We start from the raw sequence: 3,050 nt of genomic DNA, 5'->3' as shown, positions 1-3,050 counted from the left end.
CCAAAAATCTGGGAAAACAAGGACGATTTCGTCAAGCACGTTGAAAAATTCCGCACCGACGCCGCGGCTGCATTGGCTGCCAAGCCGCAGGATCTGGATGCGCTGAAGTCCGCCTTCCAGCAGGTTGCAGCCAATTGCGGTTCCTGCCACCAGGTCTATCGCGTCAAGAAGAACTGATCTTCACGGTTGACACCGCGCGCACCGGACGGAAACATTCGGTGCGCAAAAGCATTTCCAGTTGGGTGCGGTGCTGCTCCGGCGCTTCCGCGCATTGAAGCTGGCGTGCTGAATGACAGCCATAAGAGCGGTCCGCAATCGTCGGAACCGCCAGACGGGAACGGATGAAATGGTCCGAAAACTGGCATATGTCGCAGGCGCCGTGGTCGTCCTTGGAGCCGCAGCTTTCTGGATTCTGACCACGCCGCAGAAGGTGAGCCAAACCGTTCTGGATGCGATGGAACCGGGCGATCCGGTCAAGGGCGAACAGGTTTTCTGGGCGGGCGGCTGCGCCTCCTGCCACGCGGCCCCCGGTGCAACCGGCGATGCGCGCAAGGTTCTGGCGGGCGGGCACGAACTGGTTTCGGATTTCGGGACGTTCATCGCGCCCAATATCTCCCCGTCCGAGCAGGGGATCGGCACCTGGACGATCCATGATTTCGCCAATGCGATGCTGAAAGGCGTCGGCAAGCAGAACGAACATCTTTATCCGTCCTTCCCCTACACATCCTATACCAGAATGCAGCCGCAGGACGTGGCCGATCTCTTCGCCTTTATGAAAACGCTGCCGCCGTCTGACAATGCAACGGCGCCGCACAGGCTTTCTTTCCCGTTCAACATCCGGCGCGGACTGGGCCTCTGGAAACAGCTTTACCTGTCAGACCAGCCCGTGGTGGAAATCGCAAATGCCTCCGATCAGGTGAAGCGCGGCCAGTATCTGACCGAGGCCCTTGGTCATTGCGGTGAATGCCACACGCCGCGCAATGTCATCGGAGGGCTGGACAAGGGGCAATGGCTCGCAGGGGCATTATCGCCCGAGACCGGCAGCGACGGGAAAAGAGGCGTTGTGCCGAACATCACGCCGGGAGAAGCAGGCATTGGCGGCTGGAGCGAGAAAAACATCGCCTATGCGCTGCAGAGCGGCTTCACCCCGGATTTCGATTCGCTCGGCGGATCGATGACCGATGTGGTTGCGAACATGGCCCATCTCGCCGAGGCGGATCGCAATGCCATTGCCGCCTATCTGAAAGCCATTCCGGCGCATCCGAACGGTTATCCGGCCCGCTGAGGTCGAGTCGCAAGCTGCGCCCGTCAGTTCGTTCAGGGCTTTTCCTTGTCGTGACGACGAGCAGCGTTTATATGCTTGAGTTCGTTTCGATCCGATTGAATCAGATCGAAACGAACTCTAAACTCTTTTATTGAAAGCATAATCTTATCGATCCTCGTTTCACTCCGATCGGATTATGCTCTAAAGTGAGTTGAACAGAGGGAGCAAGCCGCCTGATGACTGCCGAAGACGCTATTTTTCTTGGCGCGAGCCGCAAGCCAGACGACTCTTACCAGCAGCCGGAATATCTAGCGCTGAAATACGGCAACCGTCACGGCCTCGTCACCGGTGCTACCGGCACCGGCAAAACGGTCACGCTGCAGGTTCTGGCCGAAAGCTTTTCGGCGGCGGGCGTCCCCGTTTTCTGCGCCGACATCAAGGGCGACCTTTCCGGCATCGGCGCGGTCGGCGTTCAAAATGACGGGCTCCTCAAGCGTGCGGCGGAAATCAAGCTCGACCCGTATGAAATGCGCGCAGCCCCTGTAATCTTCTGGGATATTTTCGGCGAACAGGGTCATCCCGTCCGCGCAACCATTTCCGAAATGGGACCGCTGCTGCTGTCTCGCCTGATGAACCTGACCGACGCGCAGGAAGGCGTGCTGAACATCGCTTTCCGTTTGGCGGACGAAGAAGGCCTGTTGCTTGTGGACCTCAAGGACCTGCAGGCGATCCTTGCCGAGATGGCGGAGCGCTCGGCAGAGCTTTCCGGAAAGTACGGCAATGTGAACAAGACCTCGGTCGGCGCGATCCAGCGTTCGCTTCTGGTTCTCGACCAGCAGGGCGGCTCGAAATTCTTCGGGGAACCGGCGCTCAAGATTTCGGACCTGATGCGCACCACCACCGACGGGCGCGGCGTGGTGAGCGTGCTCGCCGCCGACAAGCTGATGATGAGCCCGCGGCTATATTCCACATTCCTGCTCTGGCTGATGTCGGAACTGTTCGAGGAATTGCCCGAAATCGGCGATCCCGACAAGCCGAGGCTGGTCTTCTTCTTCGATGAAGCCCACCTTCTGTTCGACGAAGCGCCCAAGGCGCTGATCGATCGCGTGGAGCAGGTTGTACGCCTGATCCGTTCCAAGGGCGTCGGCGTCTATTTCGTGACGCAGAACCCGCTCGACGTGCCGGAAACCGTCCTGGCGCAGCTTGGCAATCGCGTGCAGCACGCGCTTCGCGCCTATACGCCGCGCGAGACCAATGCCGTGAAGACCGCAGCAGACACGTTCCGCCCGAACCCTGATTTCAACACGTTTCAGGCGATCACCAATCTTGCCACGGGGGAAGCGCTGGTCTCCACCTTGCAGGAAAAAGGCGTGCCTTCCATCGTGCAGCGCACGCTCATCCGCCCGCCCTCTTCACGCATCGGGCCGCTGACGCCGGAAGAACGTGCGAAGATCATCGCCGCAAGCCCGGTCGCCGGACAGTACGATCAGGCCGTGGATCGCGATTCCGCTTTCGAAATGCTGGCCCGCAAGGCGCAGAATGCAGCGGCAGCCCAGCAAAAGACCAAGGAAGAGGAAGAAGGCGGCGGCGGCATTTTTAGTGAGCTCGCCGGTACAGTGCTCGGCACCGGTCGCCGCTCCGGCCGCCAGACGGTGGCGGAAGCAGCCATGAAATCCGTCGTCCGCTCGGTCGGCAATTCGCTCGGGCGTGCGCTCGTGCGCGGGATCCTCGGCAGCTTCAAGAGGTAATTTAAGGCAGTAAGGCAGTAAGGCAGTAAGGCAGTAAG

General features: G+C 60.0%; 2 protein-coding genes. Both read left to right on the top strand.

The annotated features are described in order from the left end of the window. Window positions 1–346 precede the first annotated feature (346 nt). Window positions 347–1,285 carry a cytochrome c gene (locus RCF13_RS07270; RefSeq protein WP_151602343.1) on the top strand — a complete coding sequence of 313 codons (939 nt, stop codon included), beginning with the start codon at window positions 347–349 and terminating at the stop codon, window positions 1,283–1,285. Between the two features lie 215 nt (window positions 1,286–1,500). Next, a complete protein-coding gene (locus RCF13_RS07265; RefSeq protein WP_308141019.1) occupies window positions 1,501–3,012 on the top strand; it encodes a DUF853 domain-containing protein in 1,512 nt (503 codons plus the stop codon). Window positions 3,013–3,050 lie beyond the last annotated feature (38 nt).

The organism is Stenotrophomonas maltophilia group sp. RNC7, from assembly GCF_030910085.1.
GTDB lineage: Bacteria > Pseudomonadota > Gammaproteobacteria > Xanthomonadales > Xanthomonadaceae > Stenotrophomonas > Stenotrophomonas sepilia.
Note: the sequence above shows the minus strand (reverse complement) of the source record. Positions and strands in the feature narration are given on the sequence as shown.

Bases quoted from the DNA above. Each gene is read 5' to 3' on its own strand.
- RCF13_RS07270 (WP_151602343.1), top strand. From the start codon at position 347: ATGGTCCGAAAACTGGCATATGTCGCAGGCGCCGTGGTCGTCCTTGGA.
- RCF13_RS07265 (WP_308141019.1), top strand. From the start codon at position 1,501: ATGACTGCCGAAGACGCTATTTTTCTTGGCGCGAGCCGCAAGCCAGAC.